A 17,318-nucleotide genomic window follows, 5' to 3' on the forward strand; every position below is an offset into this window, starting at 1 on the left:
CTTATGCGACCACTTCACGGACGTTCTCGAACGCCTCATATTCTTTGTCATCCATGATTTTCTTCAACGTTACAATCACGTCATACACATCGGTGAACGTGTTATACAGTGCGACCGGTGCGAGACGGATGATATTCGGTGCCCGGAAATCTGGGATGATATGATGTTTCTTCAATGCTTTACAGATGCGTGCCGCCTCTGGGTGCTCAAGGCTCAAATGGGCACCGCGTTGACGTGTGTCCGTCGGGCTGCCGATAAAGAATCCGTGTGGTGCCAGCATGTCTTCGATCAAATCTATCATATACGTCGTGAGTGCGAGCGATTTTTGACGAATCGCTTCCATTCCGACCTCATTAAACATCTCGAGAGCGCCAAGTTGCGGAGCGAGACTCATGACGTGTGGCGTCCCGATTTGGAACGCACCGGCATGCTCAGCCGGTGTCATCGTATGGTCCATATCAAACTGTTTGTCTTTGCGTGAACCGAACCATCCAGCGAGTCCAGGTGCCGTGCCGAAGTGACGTTCATGTACGAATAAACCGCCTACCGTTCCTGGACCACCGTTCAAATGTTTGTAGTTGCACCAGTAAGCGAAGTCGACACCCCATTCATGGAAGTCGTGAGGGATAGCGCCGACGGAGTGACAAGCATCGAATCCAATTAAAATACCGCATTCATGCGCCGCTTTCGCTAGACGAGACATATCTAAAATCTGACCGCTCCGATACAGGACGGTCGGTAACACGATGAGCGCAATCTCATCGGTCATCGCGGCAATCAAATCGTCTTCTATTAAGAAGCGTCCGTCCGGACTGTCCACTTGAACGAGATGTTCTGATGGGTCGAGCCCGCGTAGTTCGAGCTGACTCTTCAAAGCATAAATATCAGACGGGAAGGTGAGGGCGTCTGCCAAAATCTTCGTACGCTTGCCTTCTGGCTTAAAGAAAGAGGCGACGAGTTGATGCAAGTTCACCGTCGTCGAACCGGTGACCATAACTTCTTCCGGCTTTCCACCGATGAGCGGCGCATTCAGTTCGGCCAACTCTTCGGACAAGTTGAACCAAGGGTGACGCCCCGACATCCAACCGTCAATCCCGAGTTCTTTCCAGTCTGCAAGCGATTCAAGGAGTGTGCGCTCGGCTCGTTTTGATAAGAGACCGAGTGAATTCCCATCCATATAAATCCCGTCTTCCGGTAAATAAAACTCTTTCCGATACGATGCGAGCGGGTCTTGTTTGTCTAGTTGTTGTGCGTAAGCACGTGTGAAATCTTTCATGTCCCCATTTTCCCCCTTTTAAAGCTGTGTACGTTGTCAAAATCGTAGCAATCGGACATAAGGAAGTCAATAAACAACGAGGTGGCGACGACTCAAACAAAAACCGCTCAAGCATGATCTTGAGCGGTGAAGAATGCGCCTTACTTTATTTTTCGTACATTCTCTTGTCGAAGTAACTTGAATAGTGTGAAGACCATCAAGAGAAGAATAATCGTAAAGGGCAAGGCAGAAATCAACGACGCAGTTTGAAGTCCTTCTAAGCCACTCGCAATCAATAGGACGGCAGCGATTCCTCCTAATAGAACACCCCAGGCGATTCGAACAGGGAGGGGAGGGTTTAGACTTCCGTTTGTCGTCATACTACTGATAATGTAGGTGGCGGAATCGGCTGACGTGATTAAGAACGTCAAAATTAATAGAATCGACAAGACGGACAGGATGAAACTGAACGGGAGCTCGGCAAACGTCACAAACAAAGCGCTCGTCACATCCGCATTGACGGCTTCGGCAATCGACGTCCCTTCGAATAAATCTAGATGTAGGGCAGTGCCGCCGAATACGGCAATCCATAAGAGTGCGATGAACGGAGGAACGATGAGGACACCGACGATGAATTCACGGATGGTCCGTCCTCGTGAGACACGTGCGACGAACGCTCCGACGAACGGTGACCAGGCGATGGCCCATGCCCAGTAAAAGATGGTCCAATCCCGGACCCATGTCCCTTGCTGATATGGTTGCAAACGAAGACTATAGCGAATGAAATTTTGTAAGTAGTCACCTAGCCCAAGGGTGAGGGTTTCTAAAATGAAGATGGTTGGACCGGCAAAGAAGACAAAGACCATCAAGACGAGGGCGGTCCCTAAATTGATATTACTCAACCATTTGATGCCACGATCGAGCCCAGTCGTCGTCGATGTTAAAAAGAGAGCAGTCAAGACGACGATGATGGCGACTTGCATCCAAGCGGTGTTTGGGAGCCCGAACACACTGTTTAGGCCACCGTTGATTTGAAGAACACCTAAACCAAGTGACGTCGCGACACCCATGACAGTGGCGATGACCGCTAAAATATCAATCGTCTGGTTCAATGGTTGTTTGTACGGTCGTTCTTTGATAAGCGGTGAGAGGCTAGTCGAGATGAGTCCATCCGCATTACGACGGAACTGGAAGTAGGCGATGATCAGTCCGACAATCGCAAAGACAGACCATTGACTGACACCCCAATGGAAGAACGAATAAGCCATCGCAAGACGTGCTCCCTCAACCGTCAGTGCTTCCGTATCCGCGTACGGTGGCGTGAAGAAATGACTCATCGGCTCGGCAACACCCCAAAAGACGAGTCCGACACCGAATCCAGCGGAGAATAACATGCCGATCCAGGTGAAGAACGGATATTGTGGACGATCGTCATCCTTTCCAAGACGGATTTTTCCGTATTTACTGAACGCTAAAAAGATTAAAAAGAGCACAAACAAGAAGACGGATAGTAAATAAAACCAACCGAACGAGCGAGTCGTAAAGTTGAAAATAGATCCTGCGATCGAAGCGAATGTCGTTGGAGCGATGGCTCCGAATAGAACGAGTAAGGCGATCAAACTTGCTGAGATGTAAAAGACGCGATTCAAACGTGGCTTTTGTGTAGAATCTTTCATAGATGTCTCCTTCCAAAAAATATTATGTAGCACTAATAAACCGTTCCCTAATCTCCACATTGCAAACAGGAAGCGCGTTTAATCGTGTTTTGTGGAGTGGAATCGGGAAAAGAAACAAAGAGGAGGGAATGCTATGAAATTGATTGCTATTGATTTAGATGGGACGCTGTTATCGCGCACCGGTGTGATTACAGAGGCGAACCAAGAAGCGATTCGTCGTCGGCAAGAGGGTGGCGATATCGTCGCGATTTGTTCAGGACGCTCCATCCATGATATCGAGGAGCTATTGAAGCGAAGTGACCTCGTCTGTCCGATTTTGTCAGGTAACGGAGCAATCGGCTTTTATGAGAACGAGCGAATTTACTATCATGCAATGGACCGAACAGTTGTAGATGAGTTATGGGAGATTGCGAAGGCGGACGATGCGTACGTCGAATTTTATACAAATGCGGGTGTGAAGGTGCTCCGTTCGGGAAGCGACTTACTAAAGCGGGAACTTGATGAAGTATTGCCGCATGATCAATCGTTCACCCGTGAATGGGCAGAACGTGAGATTGAGATTCAAAATGAGCAATTCGGTCTGACGTATATGGATTCGATGGAAGACATCGACTTTGCACGAGATGAGGTGTACAAGGTGTTTGTCTACTCGTTCGATCGCCAAAAGCTACATCGTTTGCGCAAAATCTATGAACCACGGAACGATATTTTAATTACGACGGCGGGGTGGACGAAAATTGAGATTGGACACCCACATGCGAGTAAAGGGGCAGCATTAAAACAGCTAGCGGAACATTATCAGATTTCGATGCGTGATGTCGTCGCAATCGGAGACAATTTGAACGATGTGTCGATGTTTGAAGTGGCAGAGACGAGGATTGCGATGGGGAATGCTGTGGACCCGCTAAAAGATTTGAGCACACATATTACAAAAGATGTGGAAGAGGACGGGGTCGCTTACGCACTGACGCATTATGTGTAAACAGGATTATGGAGAAATCGTGAACGAGGGTTGAACCACGCTTAAAACGGATATTGTATACATGTAACCATTCACTTTCTGAAATGAGTCGGGGAAAGGGTAGGCACTTTCGTCACCTGTAGCTGATGGCAGAAGGCGGATGGGAAAGTCCATGTGAACGTGAATCGTGTATTCCAAACGATGATGCGTCGGCCTCTGCTTGCCATCCGAGCAAGCATACCAGACAGACTGTTTGTATAAGGAATTCCACATGATCCGCGTCAGAAGTGGACATCATAGGTGCCAAGTCCTGCCGTGCCCATTCAATCAAAACGGTCTACGAGTCACTTGTTCGATTTCATTTCGTTTGATGGAAGACGACTAGTGAGCCAATAGACAACGAACCGATTCGAATGATGCGTCACGCTGGCTTTGACATCTCTAGTCGAACCAAATCATAGATGGGACGGTCAATCGAGCGGGGCTTGGTTGGATGAAAGTCCGGGGACTAGAGAATCAAGAAAAGCGCCGAGTGAGGGCGCTTTTCTTGTGGTATCCTATGGGAGGAATGCAATCGATGGAGGGATGACATGCCAAAGCTATATTGGTTCGGGACGTTCCTTAGTGGAATGATTCTATTGACGACGGGAACGATGGAAGGTCTTTACCGTCTCCTCCCGATCGGGCTGATGGCCATCGCGGTCATCGGCTATTTCATACAGACTCGATTCGAGCAAAAGAAGCGGCGCCCTTGATTGGGTGCCGCTTCTCTTTATAGGGATTCGAGTAAACGTGTCATCACGTCATCGATTTCTATTTGCAGTGCATCGACTTGTTGCTGTAGCGCCATCAACTCATCAAGGTCGTTCAATTCGTTCATCTGCTCAAGTAATGCCTGGTGTTCCGCCTCTAATTGAGTCAAATGAGCTTCTTCGTTCATTGTAGATGAAGCAGATGTCGTCTGCTTCACTGATTTGGATGGTTTGACGGGTTCCGCTTTCGATTCCTCTTTTGATTCTTGTCCCCGTTTTTCGAGGGCATAGGCGACGTTGCCTTCAAATCGTGTCGTCGTCCCGTCAAGCCAATACGTGATCGGGAACAGCTTATTTAAGAAGTAACGATCGTGGGAGACGGTGACGACCGTTCCAGGGAATCGTTCGAGCGCTTCTTCAAGCGCCTCTCTCGATTCGATATCGAGGTGGTTCGTCGGCTCGTCTAGGACGAGGACATTGATTTCTTCATGGACGAGGATGGCGAGCATGAGTCGCATCTTCTCACCACCGCTCAAATTTGAGACAGGTTTAAACACGCTCGGTCCGTAGAACAAAAACTGGGCGAGGAGGTGTCTCGCTTTTCCTTCATCGACTGCAATCCGGTCTCGGAATGCTTCGATCAACCGATGTGATTCATCGAACGTGATATGTTGCGACAAATAACCGATTTTGGCTTGGTCGGCGCGCCTTACGGTTCCGGTTTGCGGCATGACTTCACCGAGTAACATCTTCAAAAGTGAAGATTTCCCACTCCCGTTCGGTCCGACGATGGCGACACGTTCCCCATGCCCCGTATAAAAGTGCACGTCTTCAAATAAGGGACGGTCATAGACGAGTGTCACATCACTCACTTCGAAGACGTCACGTCCGGTCCGACCGTTCGTCGTGAAGTGGATGTTCGGTTGGTCGGCTTCGAGTTGTGGTTTCTTGATTCGTTCAATCCGTTCGAGTGCCTTTTCCATCGATTTGGCGCGACGATAAAATTTTTCGTTCGGTGGATGACCTTCGTTGGCCCATTGGCGCAATTGCCGAATCGTTTCTTTCATCTTTTTAATCTTCTTTTGTTGCTCGGTATACGCATGGAACTGGTCGAGTAGCTGTTTTTCTTTTTGTGCGACGAAATCCGTATAGTTGCCAGGATAACTCGTCAATTCCCCGTCTTCACATTCGACGATTCGCGTAGCAACCACATCCAAGAAGACGCGGTCATGGGAGACGATGAGGAGCGCTGAGGCATAATCCCGTAAATAGGATTCGAGCCACGTCATCGCTTCTAAATCCAAATGGTTCGTGGGTTCGTCCAAAATGAGGAGCTCTGGCTCTTGAAGAAGCGCCAAGGCGAGACCGATTTTCGTTCGTTCCCCACCGCTCAACGTATCGAACGGTTGGTCCACGAACGAGGTCAGCTTTAGCCCGTCAATCATCGCACTGATTTTTGATTCGTAGACGTATCCGCCCGTATGTTCGAATTGTGCTTGGACGGTACCATACGATTCGAGGAGACGTTCGAGTTGTTCAGACGTCGCCATCTCTTGCTCGAGACGAGACATCTTCTCGCGAAGACGAAGCACGTCCTCGAAGGCAGTAAGGAGCACGTCGCGTCCGCTATGACCGGGATAGTCGGGAAGTTGAACTAAATAGCCGATGGAGAGTCGCTGCCGACGGTAAATCGTCCCGGCATCATGCTCTTCAGAGCCGACAATCATGCGCAACAACGTCGTTTTGCCACTTCCGTTTCGGCCGACGAGCCCGACTCGTTCATTTTCGTTTATCAATAAATTCGCATCTGTGAGAACGGTGTGACCACCGTATTGTTTTTGAATGTGTTGAAGATCAATCAACATAATAGGTTCCTCCTAAGTTAGGGCCTATCAAAAAAACCGAGCGCAAAGAAGCGCTCGGTTTAAGGAGAGAGGCGCTTTGTCGTATATTCAGCAATGTCTAAAAAAGGACAGACGGGTCCCTTGATTAAGCGACATCGTGAAAAATCGCACGCAAAATGTACAAATGTTCTGTTGTCCAATGCGTACGTCCGACAAAATTCACCTTTCTCCCTCCTTTCCATTCATCTATGACTTAATTGTAAGCGTTTTTCATATGGCTGACAACGAAAATAGAGGAAATCGAAGCGAAGGCGTCGTATATAGTCGCCATTGAGGGGGCGAGAGCATGAGGAAAGAATGGTTAGGGGCACTCAGTTTAACACTTGCGGCGAGTATATGGGGCGGGATGTATGTGGTCAGTAAATATGCGCTCGCCTATATCGAACCGTTCACATTCGTCTGGTTACGATATGCGGTCGCATTTACCGTGTTATTCGTTGTCTGGCTTCGGTTTGGACGGGAATCGATTCGGCGGACGGATTGGAAATGGATCGGACTCGTCGGTGTCATCGGGTATGTCGCCTCGATTTCGTTTCAATTTATCGGGACGAAGCTATCGGATGCGCATACCGGATCTCTCGTGACCGCAGCGACGCCGGCGTTTATGGTCTTATTCGCTCGAATTTTGTTGAAGGAACGATTGACCCCAGTCAAAATCGGGGCGCTCGGACTGGCGACGGTGGGTGTTCTCATTGTGGTTGGTTGGGAAGGGGAAGGGACGTATCGATTAGGTAGTTTTATACTCGTATTAGCCGCCGTGACGTGGGCACTCATGTCCATCTATGTAAAAATCGGAACACAGACTTTATCGACGTTGACGCTCACTACGTTTGCGATTGGAGTCGCCTGGTTGTTGATGACCCCTTTGATGAGTATGGAGGTCATGCAAAACGGCTTTCCGGAATTGAATGGTGTCCTTTGGCTCAGTGTCCTGTATATCGGTATCGTATCGACGGCAGGGGCGTTCTTCTTTTGGAACAAAGGGCTTGAGTTGATGGATGCGAGTGTCGGGTCACTCTTTTTCTTCTTTCAACCATTGGTCGGAGGGACGCTCGGATGGCTCGTCTTGAATGAGACGCTTCATCTGAATTTCTTTATTGGTGCCGGTTGTATCATGACGGCCGTGACGTGGTCGACGCTCGCAGAACGACGACAACAGCTGCCCATTTCAGAACGCAATCTTTGACGACAAAGCGGTCGCCCTCTAAAAATCGGGGCGACCGCTTTTGATTAAAAGCCGTGATGATCGAGCTTGTCTTGTTCGCGTTTAATTTCGAGTTGGAGACGTTGGATGGCAAGTTTCTCTTCCTCAATTTTCAAACGACGTTCTTCGACACGGGCTTCTCTCGTTTTAATAATCGTGTTGGCACCGACCGACGAAACGACGATCACCATGACCATAATGTAGAAAAAGAAATCCATATGTAGCCCTCCTCTATTTGATTAGATTTGTGACAAGTCGCTGTGTCTCGAGGGCGACACGACCGTCTGTTTGAATCGGCGTATCATCGATGAGCGCAGAAAGGAAGTGGTCGATTGCCCCTTGGAATCCTCGCTGGGTGAGTGTCGTGTCCCACGATCCAAATATTTCGACTTCATGTCGTCCATCTTTGAAGCGATGTAACGAGATCATCTCATCCACAGACAATCGCTCTCCGTCACGAACGATGGAGACGTGCTCATGGTTCGCGCCGGCCGAGCGATGCATCGATGTCGTGTGCATCCCATGCTCATCTTGCCAAACGTGGCGGGCGAAGCGGAGTTCCTGTTTGGCATTAACCTCGACTTGACCAGAAACAAGTCGAAGCTCGTTTCCGGCGAGGAAGCGTAACGTATCGACGACATGTAGATAGTCGTCAAGTAGCGTGAACGTCGCATCATGAGGACCGATGCCGTCTTCTCGATGTTTCACCACATCAATCATATGCGCAGGTGACTCCTGTTGGAGACGTTTGTACATCGGGGCGAAGCGTCGATTGAATCCGACCATCAACTTGCGACCGAGCCGTTCGGCTTGCTCGACGAGTTGTTCCGCCTCATCCAATGTTGCTGCGAGCGGCTTATCGACATACACGTCGATTCCGTGCTCTAGTAAATACGATACGACGTCATAATGAGTTTCAGTCGAACTATGTACGAAGGCCGCATCGACCGATGAGGTGAGTTCACTTAGCGTATCGAAAGAGGTCATCCGATACGTTTGGCAAATGCTCTCCCGTTTAGATTTATTCGGAGAAAAGGCACCGATCACGTCAATACGTGGGTGGTTCGCGAGGATCGGTATATACGCTTTTTGGGCAATGTTTCCGAGTCCGACGATCCCGATTTTAGGTTTTTGCATCCTATCCACTCCTTTGGTCCATCATAACAAAAAAACCGGACGGCAGATGCGTCCGGTTAGGGAATTATAAACTTGCGCTTAAGACGATTTCACCTTCTGGTGTCTCGTTTCCACGGTTTGGTTCTTTCGTGACGGCGACCGTATCCCAGTCGACGTCGACTTCATCCGAGTCGAGCGTATAGATGACGGTCCCGTTGCCTTTATCGTCTGTGACAAAAGCACCGGTCGGGATTGGGGCGTTATCTTTTAACAGCCACACTTGATACACTTCATTGTCGTCGAGTGAGGCTAAGCCGTTCGTTTGGACAATCAATTGAGTCGTACCGTCTTGCTCTGCAAGATAAGCGGTCCCTTCCGATTCACCCTCAAGTGGAATCGTTTCGGTCAATGCGATGCCAGGTGAGTCGGGTTGATTGGTGAGCAGATACCCGTTTCCGATCAGAGAGAGAAGGAGTGCCGCGGCAAGCGTAACCATCCCCCAGACAGGTACTTTCCGTTCTCGTTTTGTTTTGAAAGGTGTGACAGGTGGAACGGGATCAGATGTCACAGAAGATGTTACAGGTTCATTGTCTTCTTCTTCGAATACACGATCGAGGACACGTGCTTTCATGCCTCGGGGTGGTTCAATCGGAGTAGACAAGAACGCGACGCCACCGACGAGTGCTTCGAGTTGTTCGAGCTCTTCTTGACAATCTTTACACGAAGCCAGATGTTGTTCAAATTTCGCTCGCTCATCTTCTGATAGATGTTGGTTGAAATAGTCAATCAATTGGTCGCATGCGTTCATTGTTCTACCTCCTTTCCGATGAATTCATGGGATAACTGTTTCCTCAGTTGCTTCAGCGCCAGTCGGACCCTTCCTTTCACTGTACCAAGCGGGATACCACATGCATCAGCGATCTTCTGCTGACTCAACCCTTGGAAGTACATGAGTCGGACGACTTGCTGTTGTTCGGCCGGAAGTGTTGCCATGGCCGTCTCGATTTGAGCGCGTTCTTCTTGCCACTCCACTTCTTTTTCAACGGATGGTGACTCAGAAGGGATGGCCTCGGCGTAGGACTCATCTAATTGTAAATCAGGTTTACGCTTTCGAATCAAGTCGATGGCCACGTGGCGGCTCATCGTAAAGAGCCAAGACCTGAATTTGCCTTTCGAGTCATCATAGACGCCACCGCCGCGCCACAACTTGATAAATACTTCTTGCATGGCTTCTTCGGCTAAATCGCGATCCTTTGTCAGCTGTAGAACAAAGGCGTATAAAATTCGCTCATACCGATCATACAATATTTCGAGCGCTTCTTTGTCCTTTTGTCGGACACGCTCGTATAATTCTAAGTCAGTCATAACATACTCCTTTGCGCAGAAGGGATGTCCCTTGTATTGATCTAACGGACAAAATAGAAAAATGGATGACTATTTTGTGTGACTATTTATTGAACATGTTGATGATTGGCTTGGAAGTCTCGTATAAATGAACAATCGTAATTTCTCTAAAAAGGTATAGGTGATGGCGCTCAGTCCTACCGCTGTCACGAGCATCAATCCGATAGCAATCAAGGGAGAACTGACCGTTATCCAAAAGAAATAGGATCGAATGCCGAGTAGAAAAGCGAAAACAATGAAAAATCCTGTAATCAGGCTACTCACTTGGCAATATACTTGAAAGATACGTTGAATCATAAGATGCCTCCTCTGTTTCATTGTACTATAGGAGAAAGAGAAAACGATAAGGAGACGATACGATGAAGCGATTTACGAATGAAGGAAACATTCTCATTTGTTTTGACTTTGATGAGACTTATTTTCCTCATGCATGTACGCCAGCTCAATTGGCATCCGTGCGTCGTCTTGAAGATTTTCTAGAGCGACATTCCTCCAAATTTTCGACAATGTGGGTGACAGGAAGCTCTCTGGCGTCATTACACGAAAAAGTAAAACGGGCGAATCTTCGCTTTTGGCCACATCGAATTGCTTCGAGTCTTGGGACGGAGCTCTATCGAATCGGTTCGGACGGGACGTTTGTTGAAGATAGGATGTATCAACAGTCGTTCCCGAGCGATTTTGTGTCTCGAGTGGAACGTATCGTGTCACAAGTCGAACAAATGAGGATCGGTCTGGAAGAACAGCCAGGGAATGGGACAAGTCCTTGGATTCGGAGTTATTACATACGTCATCAACAACGGAAATGGAGAGAAGGCGTCCAAGTGCTAGCTGATGAAGAGGGCATTGCTGTCAATATTAGTCGATGCAATCCGAAAGCGGGTGACCCTGCTGATGCATTCGATGTCGATTTTTATCCGAAGCATGCGGGGAAAGTATCAAGCCTAGAATATGTATACGCCACTGCTTCCTTTTTACGAGAAGATACGTACGCTTTTGGTGACAGTGGGAACGACATTGGCATGTTGAAACATGTCGGGAACGGATACTTAGTGAACAATGCGACCGAACAGGCGAAGTGGTTGCATTCAACGGTGACAAAAAAGCCCTATGCAGAAGGGATTTTAGAAGTGCTCGAAGCAGATGTCTCTTCTTTCATATGATGCATGATGTGTTCTAACGAACGCATAAGGGTTGCACGAACGGTTTCTGTATGGGGTTCGAAGTTGAGGCGTTGTTGCCAGACTTGACAAAATAAGTCCGTCAAAGCTGCCTCAGCAGTTGCGGGATGGTTATTTAGATGAAGCGCATATCGATAGAGAAGATTTTCATAGCGGGCATATAAATGTTCTAGGGCTTGTCGATTTTTTAAACGAATTTGATCGATTAGGCGCTCGTCGAGTGTAGGAAGCATATGCAACTCCTTTCGCATGGAATGAGGATTCAACAGTAAAAAAGAATAAGGAACTTTACTTGGATAAAGCATCCTTTTTCTTATTTCACTAATTTGAGGTCATTCAAACAAAAGGATGTGAAAAACGGCAAACGAATATGCAACTACTTACCCATTCAAAACGTGTGATAGCAATTCGGACAAGTCTGTGCATCTCCTGGAGCACGTTTAAACGACGTTTTGCACTTCGGACAAGTGACGGTCTCACTCTGTTGATTAAACAAACTGCCACGGTTGAATAGAATATTGCGAAGGTTCGGTAACGCGAGTGCGGCGAAAATCATCGCGCCGAATAAAAAGACCGCTAAAATCAGTAACAAAACATAGGTCATGGTCTTCTTTCCTTTCTTGTTGAATTTCCTTCATCATAATCGAAATTTGAGTAAGCGAACAGCTTATCCATAGAAACAAGAACAAATGTTCTGTATAATGGAGTTAAAGGAGGGGAAAGCAGGATGAGAGAAGAATTGTTACGATGGATGCGTTCGGGTCTGGTCACGGAGATGGTATATGTGGATCGACATGGGGCGTTTTCAAAACGGCGGGTCAAATTGATTAAAATGCAAGGGGAACATGTCGTGGCGTGGGATTTGAATAAACGGGCCAGACGAACGTTTCGAATCGAACAAGTTCTTGCCTGTCTTCCTATCAACGAACGAGTGAGAAAGCGGAAGGTGGAGATTGGATGATCGCCTTACCGAAATTAGCTGCACCAGCCCGAAGAGCTCTGGCGTCAAAAGGAATCGAGTCCTTAAGTCAACTGTGTCACTATACGCGTCATGAGGTGGAAAATTGGCACGGAATCGGACCGAATGCCATCAACATCCTACAAATGGAGTTAACCAAACATCATCTCGCATTCAAAGAAGAGGAACCTAGTACGTGAAAGTGACGTCTAGGTTTTTTTCGTGAAGTGATTGCTTTTCATTGAAAACGGGAAGTAATATATTTGTCATCTCAATTGCCGTTAAAATCTAGTAACATGACGATAAGGTTTATACACCTAGCGACACCCATGAGAAAGGACGTACACAGCATGAGAACGAAACGTTTATCCGCCATTTTACAAAATGAGATGGATGACATGAAGCTTGATCCATGGGTGACCGGAGTCGAAACAGACTCCAGGAAGGTCAGTTCAGGGAATGTCTTTATTTGCATTCGTGGCTACACGGTCGACGGACACAAGTTTGCGGAAGACGCCGTGGCCAATGGTGCGAGTGCGGTCATCTCAGAATATCCACTCGATCTCGATGTACCGAATGTGGTTGTTGCCGATACGAAGCAGACGGCAGGAGCGGTTGCGAGTGTTTTTTATGACCATCCGTCTCATCGGATGCGCATATATGGTGTGACAGGAACGAATGGAAAAACAACAACAGCGACACTGACATACGATTTATTACGTCTTTCAGGACAACGCGCCGGAATCGTCAGTACGATTGGCGCTCGTTTTCTTAATCAGACGATTGAAACGGCCAACACGACTCCAGAAGCCGTCGTCTTACATCGTATTTTAGCGGATATGGTCGATGCTGGTGTCACGGATTGTGTGCTTGAAGTGTCATCACATGCGTTGATGGAAGGCCGCGTGGCCGGAATCCATTTTCATGCAGCCGCCTTTACAAACTTGACGCATGATCATTTAGACTACCATCGTTCGATGGATGAATATGCCCGGGCGAAGGCGCGATTGTTTGAACAGGTAGAAGTGACGAATGGTGATGCGATCGTGTTAAATGCGGAAGACCAGGCTAGCCGAGTGATGGCTGAGTTTGCACCGACGCGCCGAGCCATTATGTATAGCACGAGAGAAGAAGTAGAAGCCGATATTCAAGTCATTTGGCGAGAGGATACGGTTCTTGTTCATATGAAAGAATTTAAGCTAGAAGTACCCGTGCGATTTATGGGTTCGTTCAATGCGGCGAATTTGGCAGCAGCGATTGGACTCGTCTCGACTTCTGATATGGCGCTTCGAAAGATTGTCTTGAATGTACCAGGACTGACGTTACCAAAAGGACGTCTTGAGCGCCTCGACACAGAGGATGCCGAAATCTATATCGATTATGCCCACACCCCAGACGGTTTAGAGAAGTGTTTGTCCACGTTACAACAAGACGATGGGTCTCTCGTCGTCGTCTTAAGTGCGGCAGGAGACCGGGACCCGACGAAGCGTCAAGATATGGGGCGCATCGCGAGTCAATATTCGAACGAGATCATCGTCACCGTACATGACGTCCGTATGGAGAACCCGAAACAAATCGTTGATGATTTAGTAAAAGGACTTCAGCCGAACGTGAATTACGTGACGTTTGAAGCGAGAGAAGATGCGCTTCGCCATGCCGCGATGCAAGCATTAAAAGGGAAGCGAGTCGTTGTCGTCGGTAAAGGACATGACCACGTCGAGCGAATCGGTCGACATTCGATTCCATTCAATGAATCAACTATTCTATTGGAAGAATTGAAAAAACAAAAAGGGCAGGAACCTGCCGTTTAACAAAACGATGACGTTTGTCATCGTTTTTTAATGTGTGAAGAGCATCAAGGAAGGTAATACATACTAGTGTAGTAGAATTGAAGGAGGAAAATAGACATGTCAGTTTTGTACAAAGAATTTACAAATGATGAAGAAGTCGTTACCGCCGTTCAATCAATGAAATCAAATGGGGTAGATGAGTCGAACATTTACGTCATCACACATGACGATGACCGGAGTAAGCGCGTTGCAGACAATGCGGATGCGAACACGGTTTCGGCAAGCGATGTCGGCTTGGGGACAGCCGCTAAAAACGTGTTCCGGAAAAAAGGGGACGAACTTCGCGCAGAGTTCCAGGAACTTGGCTTCACGAAAGACGAATCGGAACGTTTAGAAGAAAAGTTAGATCAAGGAAAAGTGCTCGTCGTTGTGAAAGATGCACCGGCCGGCTTTACCATCTAATTCCACACCATGGAGAATAGAGAGAAAAAGAGGCTGAATCGCCAGAGCGATTCAGCCTCTTTTGATGTGGTTAGCGTAAACGGACAACGGTGCGACCGCTCAACTCGCCGCGCATCATCGCCTCTGCGTGACGTGGGACATCGTGTAACGGAATCTCATGGATCATGTCGTTCAACACTTTCGGATCGATGAGTTCTTCAAGGCGTTCCCATGCGTTCGTACGGCGTGTCATCGGCTGCATGACCGAATCGATTCCAATCAGTTTCACCCCGCGTAGGATGAACGGATAGACGCTCGTCGGTAAATCTGCTCCTCCGACGAGACCGCATGCGGCGACCGCACCCTCGTAACGTGTTTGGCTTAAAATGTTGGCGAGGGTATTCCCGCCGACCGAATCGATGGCGGCATCAAAACGTTGTTTCGCCAGTGGACGAACCGGTCCTTCTAATTCGCTTCGGTCGATGATGGTCTCGACACCGAGTGAACGTAAGTAAGGTGAATCTGTTTTACCAGTAGAGGCGACGACGTGATAGCCAAGACGGCGAAGCAACGTGATGGCGAAGCTCCCAACTCCACCCGTCGCGCCTGTGACAAGCACTTCTTCACCCGGACGAACACCGGCATGCTCGAGTGCGTCAATGGACAACATGGCGGTGAGTCCTGGCGTTCCGATTGCGATGGCGTCCCTCATATTCATCCCTTTTGGTAATTTGACGAGCCAGTTACCAGGCACTTGGGCGTATTGACTGAAACCGCCGAAATGACGCTCTCCGATTCCGAAACCAGTGGCGATGACCTCATCGCCGACTTTGATGTCGAGATGGTCCGATTCGACGACGGTGCCTACGAATTCACAACCTGGAATGAACGGGTAATGGCTCACGATTTTACCTGATGACGTTAATCCGAGTGCGTCTTTATAATTCAATGCGGAGTAGTGAACTTCCACCAAGACGTTCCCATCCTCTTCTTTTGGAAGCACGTCAGCTTTTACTTCTTTCACTTCGGCATGAAGGTGTTCATCGTGCTGGTCGAGCACGAGTGCTTGGAATGACTCATTCATCTGCATAACCTCTTTTCCTATGGATGTTCTCACTCTAAGACTCTTTCCCGTACAAAATAAAATATATGCACGAATCTTTAGGGGGAAACGGGTAGAGAGTGGTACAATAGAGGGGATTCAAATTGCGTAAGGAGGAATGTAGTATGCGGCACGATGACTATGAGTTTGACGATGTAGAAGTAGAAGAAGGCGAATTGTTCAACGTATACGATATTCTCCCGCCAGACGGAACAATCCTCGAGATGGCAACCGCTGAAGAAATGGTTCGGGCGGCCGAATTAGAAGCGAAACACCATGCGCTTCAACGACTTCAGGACTCAAACTTCCAGCTATCAGGTGTTTCGTTTAAAGAACTCCTGACAGAATTTGAACGGTTTGAGCAAGAGTCAATGGAGTTTTGGACAGGGGTATATAACCGGTTACGCATTCCTTGGGCGTGGACGATTCGAATCGATGTGGCCAATGGACCGATTCACGTCGTGAATGATTGCGATATTTTTATCGACGAAGATGACTTTGAAGAATATGATGTCGACGATTTATTAGATGAATACGAAGAAGACTGAATCAAAAACGTCTTTCCCTCATTCAGATGGGAAAGACGTTTTTTTGTCGTGAAACAGGTCGCTACGTACTCGGGCAAGCTCAGTTGCTCCGAAAAACAGTCCGACACTACACAATAGTGCGACCCCGCTCACCATCGCCCCGACGACAGCGGTATCCCCGATCATCGTGAACGACATCGTTAAACTGAACAAGCCAAATAACAGTAATCCTCCGGCAATGGTCTTCATCATGATCCACCCTTTCACATGTCTATGAAAGTAGTGTAGACGGTTTATCGGCAGTAGGGTGGTTTTATTTTTGACCAGGTAAATTATTTGATTAAGTCATAAATCGAATACGTCTTGCCATTTTCAAGGGGACGGTCAATCAACTGTTCGGCGAATACACGCGCGACCGTCTCGGGAGAACGTAGGCGTCCTTCTGTTTCGTATGAACGGAATTGTTCGAGGTCCGCGAACGCCTCTTCCGAAGAAGAACGAATCTCCGCTTGCATCGACGTATCCATCACACCGGGATTAAAGAGCGCCGCGCGATGCGGTGTACCGTCGAGTTCAAGTGCCAGCGTTTCCGTGAAATGGTCGAGTCCAGCTTTCGTACCACAGTACGCGCTCCAACCTGAAATCGGACGTTTGGCCGCACCAGACGTCACATGAATCAACTCGGTCGGTTTGTTAAAAGAGAGGACCGCATTCGCTAACAGCATCGGCGCGAGTAAGTTGGCGTGAACATGCGCCGTCACTTTCGTCCCATCCAACTGTCCGACACGATGAATCGGTTCGATCCATGCTGCATTTTGAACGAGAAGGATTGAATCGGCACTCTCGAATAGCGGAGTGATTTCTTCGATGGCTGTCTCGATTCCTGAGACGTTTGAGAGATCCACAGAACGTTGTTCGAACGTGACGTCTTCTGCCTGTGAGCGTGAGAGTCCGACAACTTCGTAACCTCGAGATTGTAGTTCTTGGGCGATGGCACGACCGAGACCACGCGATGCCCCAGTGACGAGAGCGAGTTTCATATATATTCCT

At 48.1% G+C, this 17,318-nt stretch carries 22 protein-coding genes; 9 read left to right on the forward strand and 13 right to left on the reverse strand.

Annotated features, from left to right (window positions below):
- Nucleotide 1 precedes the first annotated feature (1 nt).
- Nucleotides 2-1,276 (reverse strand): kynureninase, encoded by a 1,275-nt coding sequence (gene kynU / locus KNO91_RS03780; RefSeq protein ID WP_214816287.1) that lies wholly within the window; start codon nucleotides 1,274-1,276, stop codon nucleotides 2-4.
- Between the two features lie 140 nt (nucleotides 1,277-1,416).
- Nucleotides 1,417-2,931, reverse strand: coding sequence for a glycine betaine uptake BCCT transporter (locus tag KNO91_RS03785; protein ID WP_214816290.1), 1,515 nt, complete (start codon nucleotides 2,929-2,931; stop codon nucleotides 1,417-1,419).
- Nucleotides 2,932-3,064: 133 nt separating this feature from the next.
- Between KNO91_RS03785 and KNO91_RS03790 the strand changes: the two genes are divergently transcribed.
- Nucleotides 3,065-3,913 carry a Cof-type HAD-IIB family hydrolase gene (locus KNO91_RS03790; protein ID WP_214792559.1) on the forward strand — a complete coding sequence of 283 codons (849 nt, stop codon included), beginning with the start codon at nucleotides 3,065-3,067 and terminating at the stop codon, nucleotides 3,911-3,913.
- A gap of 569 nt (nucleotides 3,914-4,482) precedes the next feature.
- Nucleotides 4,483-4,647, forward strand: coding sequence for a hypothetical protein (locus KNO91_RS03795; protein WP_214816293.1), 165 nt, complete (start codon nucleotides 4,483-4,485; stop codon nucleotides 4,645-4,647).
- 17 nt (nucleotides 4,648-4,664) lie between these two features.
- Here KNO91_RS03795 and abc-f read toward each other — a convergent pair whose 3' ends face one another.
- Nucleotides 4,665-6,509, reverse strand: coding sequence for a ribosomal protection-like ABC-F family protein (abc-f, locus tag KNO91_RS03800; protein ID WP_214816296.1), 1,845 nt, complete (start codon nucleotides 6,507-6,509; stop codon nucleotides 4,665-4,667).
- A gap of 325 nt (nucleotides 6,510-6,834) precedes the next feature.
- Here abc-f and KNO91_RS03805 point away from each other — a divergent pair, with 325 nt between their 5' ends.
- Nucleotides 6,835-7,734, forward strand: coding sequence for a DMT family transporter (locus tag KNO91_RS03805; RefSeq protein ID WP_214785993.1), 900 nt, complete (start codon nucleotides 6,835-6,837; stop codon nucleotides 7,732-7,734).
- Nucleotides 7,735-7,778: 44 nt separating this feature from the next.
- Here the strand turns inward: KNO91_RS03805 and KNO91_RS03810 are convergent, their stop codons facing one another.
- The 5 genes from KNO91_RS03810 to KNO91_RS03830 form a co-directional block, all read right to left on the reverse strand.
- On the reverse strand, nucleotides 7,779-7,970 hold the full coding sequence (locus KNO91_RS03810) for a hypothetical protein (protein ID WP_214816299.1): 192 nt from the start codon (nucleotides 7,968-7,970) through the stop codon (nucleotides 7,779-7,781).
- 13 nt (nucleotides 7,971-7,983) lie between these two features.
- Complete coding sequence (locus tag KNO91_RS03815; RefSeq protein ID WP_214816302.1) at nucleotides 7,984-8,889, reverse strand: Gfo/Idh/MocA family protein; 906 nt, start codon at nucleotides 8,887-8,889, stop codon at nucleotides 7,984-7,986.
- A gap of 64 nt (nucleotides 8,890-8,953) precedes the next feature.
- Nucleotides 8,954-9,676: an anti-sigma factor gene (locus KNO91_RS03820; RefSeq protein WP_214816305.1), complete on the reverse strand. Its 723-nt coding sequence runs from the start codon at nucleotides 9,674-9,676 to the stop codon at nucleotides 8,954-8,956.
- Nucleotides 9,673-10,233: an RNA polymerase sigma factor gene (locus KNO91_RS03825; RefSeq protein ID WP_196431369.1), complete on the reverse strand. Its 561-nt coding sequence runs from the start codon at nucleotides 10,231-10,233 to the stop codon at nucleotides 9,673-9,675. The genes KNO91_RS03820 and KNO91_RS03825 overlap by 4 nt, the downstream gene beginning before the upstream one ends.
- A 69-nt stretch (nucleotides 10,234-10,302) precedes the next feature.
- Complete coding sequence (locus KNO91_RS03830) at nucleotides 10,303-10,569, reverse strand: hypothetical protein (protein ID WP_214816308.1); 267 nt, start codon at nucleotides 10,567-10,569, stop codon at nucleotides 10,303-10,305.
- Nucleotides 10,570-10,631: 62 nt separating this feature from the next.
- Between KNO91_RS03830 and KNO91_RS03835 the strand changes: the two genes are divergently transcribed.
- Nucleotides 10,632-11,432 carry an HAD family hydrolase gene (locus tag KNO91_RS03835; protein WP_214816311.1) on the forward strand — a complete coding sequence of 267 codons (801 nt, stop codon included), beginning with the start codon at nucleotides 10,632-10,634 and terminating at the stop codon, nucleotides 11,430-11,432.
- Here KNO91_RS03835 and KNO91_RS03840 read toward each other — a convergent pair.
- Together KNO91_RS03840 and KNO91_RS03845 are read right to left on the reverse strand one after the other, a co-directional pair.
- The gene (locus tag KNO91_RS03840; RefSeq protein WP_214816314.1) at nucleotides 11,378-11,683 is read right to left on the reverse strand and encodes an RNA polymerase sigma factor; all 306 of its coding nucleotides are present in this window, start codon (nucleotides 11,681-11,683) and stop codon (nucleotides 11,378-11,380) included. The two genes, KNO91_RS03835 and KNO91_RS03840, sit on opposite strands and share 55 nt — an antisense overlap.
- A gap of 155 nt (nucleotides 11,684-11,838) precedes the next feature.
- Nucleotides 11,839-12,054: a zinc ribbon domain-containing protein gene (locus KNO91_RS03845; protein ID WP_214786007.1), complete on the reverse strand. Its 216-nt coding sequence runs from the start codon at nucleotides 12,052-12,054 to the stop codon at nucleotides 11,839-11,841.
- A gap of 123 nt (nucleotides 12,055-12,177) precedes the next feature.
- Between KNO91_RS03845 and KNO91_RS03850 the strand changes: the two genes are divergently transcribed.
- The 4 genes from KNO91_RS03850 to KNO91_RS03865 all read left to right on the forward strand — a co-directional run bounded on the left by KNO91_RS03850 (nucleotide 12,178) and on the right by KNO91_RS03865 (nucleotide 14,660).
- Nucleotides 12,178-12,411, forward strand: a complete 234-nt coding sequence (locus KNO91_RS03850) for a hypothetical protein (RefSeq protein ID WP_214786009.1) — start codon at nucleotides 12,178-12,180, stop codon at nucleotides 12,409-12,411.
- Nucleotides 12,408-12,608, forward strand: a complete 201-nt coding sequence (locus tag KNO91_RS03855) for a hypothetical protein (protein ID WP_214786011.1) — start codon at nucleotides 12,408-12,410, stop codon at nucleotides 12,606-12,608. The genes KNO91_RS03850 and KNO91_RS03855 overlap by 4 nt, the downstream gene beginning before the upstream one ends.
- Before the next feature lie 150 nt (nucleotides 12,609-12,758).
- Complete coding sequence (locus KNO91_RS03860) at nucleotides 12,759-14,219, forward strand: UDP-N-acetylmuramoyl-L-alanyl-D-glutamate--2,6-diaminopimelate ligase (RefSeq protein ID WP_214792584.1); 1,461 nt, start codon at nucleotides 12,759-12,761, stop codon at nucleotides 14,217-14,219.
- A 96-nt stretch (nucleotides 14,220-14,315) separates the two neighbouring features.
- Nucleotides 14,316-14,660, forward strand: coding sequence for a YflT domain-containing protein (locus KNO91_RS03865; RefSeq protein WP_214792587.1), 345 nt, complete (start codon nucleotides 14,316-14,318; stop codon nucleotides 14,658-14,660).
- Nucleotides 14,661-14,730: 70 nt separating this feature from the next.
- Here KNO91_RS03865 and KNO91_RS03870 read toward each other — a convergent pair whose 3' ends face one another.
- Entirely contained in the window at nucleotides 14,731-15,723 is a 993-nt protein-coding gene (locus KNO91_RS03870) for an MDR family oxidoreductase (RefSeq protein WP_214792590.1), read from the reverse strand.
- A 143-nt stretch (nucleotides 15,724-15,866) separates the two neighbouring features.
- Between KNO91_RS03870 and KNO91_RS03875 the strand changes: the two genes are divergently transcribed.
- The gene (locus KNO91_RS03875; protein ID WP_214816318.1) at nucleotides 15,867-16,289 is read left to right on the forward strand and encodes a hypothetical protein; all 423 of its coding nucleotides are present in this window, start codon (nucleotides 15,867-15,869) and stop codon (nucleotides 16,287-16,289) included.
- An 18-nt stretch (nucleotides 16,290-16,307) separates the two neighbouring features.
- Here the strand turns inward: KNO91_RS03875 and KNO91_RS03880 are convergent, their stop codons facing one another.
- The gene (locus KNO91_RS03880) at nucleotides 16,308-16,517 is read right to left on the reverse strand and encodes a hypothetical protein (protein ID WP_214786019.1); all 210 of its coding nucleotides are present in this window, start codon (nucleotides 16,515-16,517) and stop codon (nucleotides 16,308-16,310) included.
- Between the two features lie 83 nt (nucleotides 16,518-16,600).
- The gene (locus KNO91_RS03885) at nucleotides 16,601-17,308 is read right to left on the reverse strand and encodes an SDR family NAD(P)-dependent oxidoreductase (RefSeq protein ID WP_214816321.1); all 708 of its coding nucleotides are present in this window, start codon (nucleotides 17,306-17,308) and stop codon (nucleotides 16,601-16,603) included.
- Nucleotides 17,309-17,318 lie beyond the last annotated feature (10 nt).

Source organism: Exiguobacterium sp. s59 (assembly GCF_018617475.1).
Taxonomy (GTDB): domain Bacteria; phylum Bacillota; class Bacilli; order Exiguobacteriales; family Exiguobacteriaceae; genus Exiguobacterium; species Exiguobacterium aestuarii.

Coding starts and splice junctions, on each gene's coding strand:
- kynU (WP_214816287.1), bottom strand. CDS start 1,276: ATGAAAGATTTCACACGTGCTTACGCACAACAACTAGACAAACAAGAC.
- KNO91_RS03785 (WP_214816290.1), bottom strand. CDS start 2,931: ATGAAAGATTCTACACAAAAGCCACGTTTGAATCGCGTCTTTTACATC.
- KNO91_RS03790 (WP_214792559.1), top strand. CDS start 3,065: ATGAAATTGATTGCTATTGATTTAGATGGGACGCTGTTATCGCGCACC.
- KNO91_RS03795 (WP_214816293.1), top strand. CDS start 4,483: ATGCCAAAGCTATATTGGTTCGGGACGTTCCTTAGTGGAATGATTCTA.
- abc-f (WP_214816296.1), bottom strand. CDS start 6,509: ATGTTGATTGATCTTCAACACATTCAAAAACAATACGGTGGTCACACC.
- KNO91_RS03805 (WP_214785993.1), top strand. CDS start 6,835: ATGAGGAAAGAATGGTTAGGGGCACTCAGTTTAACACTTGCGGCGAGT.
- KNO91_RS03810 (WP_214816299.1), bottom strand. CDS start 7,970: ATGGATTTCTTTTTCTACATTATGGTCATGGTGATCGTCGTTTCGTCG.
- KNO91_RS03815 (WP_214816302.1), bottom strand. CDS start 8,889: ATGCAAAAACCTAAAATCGGGATCGTCGGACTCGGAAACATTGCCCAA.
- KNO91_RS03820 (WP_214816305.1), bottom strand. CDS start 9,676: ATGAACGCATGCGACCAATTGATTGACTATTTCAACCAACATCTATCA.
- KNO91_RS03825 (WP_196431369.1), bottom strand. CDS start 10,233: ATGACTGACTTAGAATTATACGAGCGTGTCCGACAAAAGGACAAAGAA.
- KNO91_RS03830 (WP_214816308.1), bottom strand. CDS start 10,569: ATGATTCAACGTATCTTTCAAGTATATTGCCAAGTGAGTAGCCTGATT.
- KNO91_RS03835 (WP_214816311.1), top strand. CDS start 10,632: ATGAAGCGATTTACGAATGAAGGAAACATTCTCATTTGTTTTGACTTT.
- KNO91_RS03840 (WP_214816314.1), bottom strand. CDS start 11,683: ATGCTTCCTACACTCGACGAGCGCCTAATCGATCAAATTCGTTTAAAA.
- KNO91_RS03845 (WP_214786007.1), bottom strand. CDS start 12,054: ATGACCTATGTTTTGTTACTGATTTTAGCGGTCTTTTTATTCGGCGCG.
- KNO91_RS03850 (WP_214786009.1), top strand. CDS start 12,178: ATGAGAGAAGAATTGTTACGATGGATGCGTTCGGGTCTGGTCACGGAG.
- KNO91_RS03855 (WP_214786011.1), top strand. CDS start 12,408: ATGATCGCCTTACCGAAATTAGCTGCACCAGCCCGAAGAGCTCTGGCG.
- KNO91_RS03860 (WP_214792584.1), top strand. CDS start 12,759: ATGAGAACGAAACGTTTATCCGCCATTTTACAAAATGAGATGGATGAC.
- KNO91_RS03865 (WP_214792587.1), top strand. CDS start 14,316: ATGTCAGTTTTGTACAAAGAATTTACAAATGATGAAGAAGTCGTTACC.
- KNO91_RS03870 (WP_214792590.1), bottom strand. CDS start 15,723: ATGAATGAGTCATTCCAAGCACTCGTGCTCGACCAGCACGATGAACAC.
- KNO91_RS03875 (WP_214816318.1), top strand. CDS start 15,867: ATGCGGCACGATGACTATGAGTTTGACGATGTAGAAGTAGAAGAAGGC.
- KNO91_RS03880 (WP_214786019.1), bottom strand. CDS start 16,517: ATGAAGACCATTGCCGGAGGATTACTGTTATTTGGCTTGTTCAGTTTA.
- KNO91_RS03885 (WP_214816321.1), bottom strand. CDS start 17,308: ATGAAACTCGCTCTCGTCACTGGGGCATCGCGTGGTCTCGGTCGTGCC.